The sequence below is a fragment of the Mesorhizobium qingshengii genome, assembly GCF_900103325.1.
Classification (GTDB): domain Bacteria; phylum Pseudomonadota; class Alphaproteobacteria; order Rhizobiales; family Rhizobiaceae; genus Mesorhizobium; species Mesorhizobium qingshengii.
In genome coordinates, this window is the sequence record NZ_FMXM01000099.1 from 1 (window position 1) to 1677 (window position 1677).

The window sequence follows — 1677 nt, forward strand, 5'->3', positions numbered from 1 at the left end:
CTCAATCGCCGAGCAGTTCGCCATCCTCACGGCATAGAACGCCGACCCGGATTCCTGCCATCCTTTGTCCCGTTTCGATCTTTGCGACAGAACCAAGCCTGACAGCGGCGGACAAAATGTCAGGTTCAGAACAAACATTCGCAAAAATGTCAGGTCATTACGACCGGCCATGTGGGACTGTGAGGTTTTTCAAAGCAAACAGGCGCTTACCGCGCGCTGAGCGCGCTGAGCGCCCTGGCACGGCTTTTGCACCTCTTGTTGGCGACTGCACGCAATGGGCAAGACGAGCGATGCTCTCTCCCCTGAACCCGTGTGCCGTCTCTGAGAGGAAACCAGCTCGTGCAGAAACCTTTGGAAATAGCTTTGCACCGCAACGTGGTGTTGCAGATCGACTCCCCGGCTCCTTCGATTAAAGTCGAGAACTGGCTGCGTGGCGAGCCCCTCACGACCTTTGAGCCCGGCAAAGTTTACATCATCGAATTTTGGGCAACGTGGTGCGGCCCATGTGTGGACGGGATGTCCCATCTGATGCAGCTGCAGGAGAAATACAGGGACAGCGGCGTTGAGATCGTCGGAGTCGCGGCTTCTGAAGCCGCTCCAACGGCCGATGAGGCCCGAAGCAAGCTGGACGCCTGGTTGACCGAAAAGTTCTCGAATCTGAACTATCGGATGGCGTTCGACTCCACAGGCGAAATGAAAAAGCTTTGGATGGAGCCCAGCTTTTCTTTCACGATTCCCACCTCGTTCGTGGTCGACCGAGACGCCCACATCGCCTTTATTGGTGGTCCGACGAAACTCGATGAGGTCTTGCCGAAGGTGCTTAACGGCAGCTGGCGCGCCAGCGATCAAGCGAAAGCCGCCGACAGGGAGCGGATCGAGAAAGGCGAAACCCATGCGCGCGAAAAAGCGCTGAAGAAGCCCATATACGACAAACTTGGGCCGGCAATGCAGACCGAGGATTGGAAGACGGCGCTCTCGGCGATCGAAGAGGGCATCACCTTGTTGCCCGACAACTTCGATTTCCGCGTGACTCATGCGCATCTGTTGCTTCACAAAATGCGCGACATGGAGGCCGGCTTGCCCGTCATGCGCCAATTCGTTCGCGACGCGATCGACAGAGAGTCCAAGCATTGGATATATTACGGGCTATTCCTACTCTTCGCGCCGTGCTTTGATTATGCCGGCTTGCCGTCTGCTGAGCGCTTTGCGATGGGCGAAGAGCTGTCTAAACACATCGTGGCACTGCCGCAAGGCGACGGCTCTAAGTTCATGTCTTATCCGATGGTCGCTCAGTACTATCATAAGAGCGGCAACAAAGATCGCGCGATCGAGTTGGTCGAGCAGGCACTTAAGGCGCTGGACGGTCCGGAGCCTATCTCGAACGACCTGAAACAGCACCTTCTACCGCAGTTGCTGCAGGCTCTGGCCAACTACAAGGGTGAGAAGGTTTGTCACGGCACTATCTGTGTGGCTCCGCAAAAGGATTCTCCCAACGTCAATGGGGTGGCCGAGGAGCAAACCTAAGAAGGGGTCGGAACAAGAGCGGTTCGAAATCGTACGCGGCCTTTATCAACCAAAGACAGCGGTTCTGTCGCAAAGATCGAAACGGGACAAAGGATGGCAGGAATCCGGGTCGGCGTTCTATGCCGTGAGGATGGCGAACTGCTCGGCGATTGA

1 protein-coding gene is annotated in these 1677 nt (G+C 56.3%); it reads left to right on the forward strand.

All coding sequences use genetic code 11. The features are described from left to right. Positions 1 to 375: 375 nt before the first annotated feature. Positions 376 to 1524, forward strand: coding sequence for a redoxin family protein (locus tag BLS48_RS34520; RefSeq protein WP_091586688.1), 1149 nt, complete (start codon positions 376 to 378; stop codon positions 1522 to 1524). Positions 1525 to 1677: the final 153 nt, after the last annotated feature.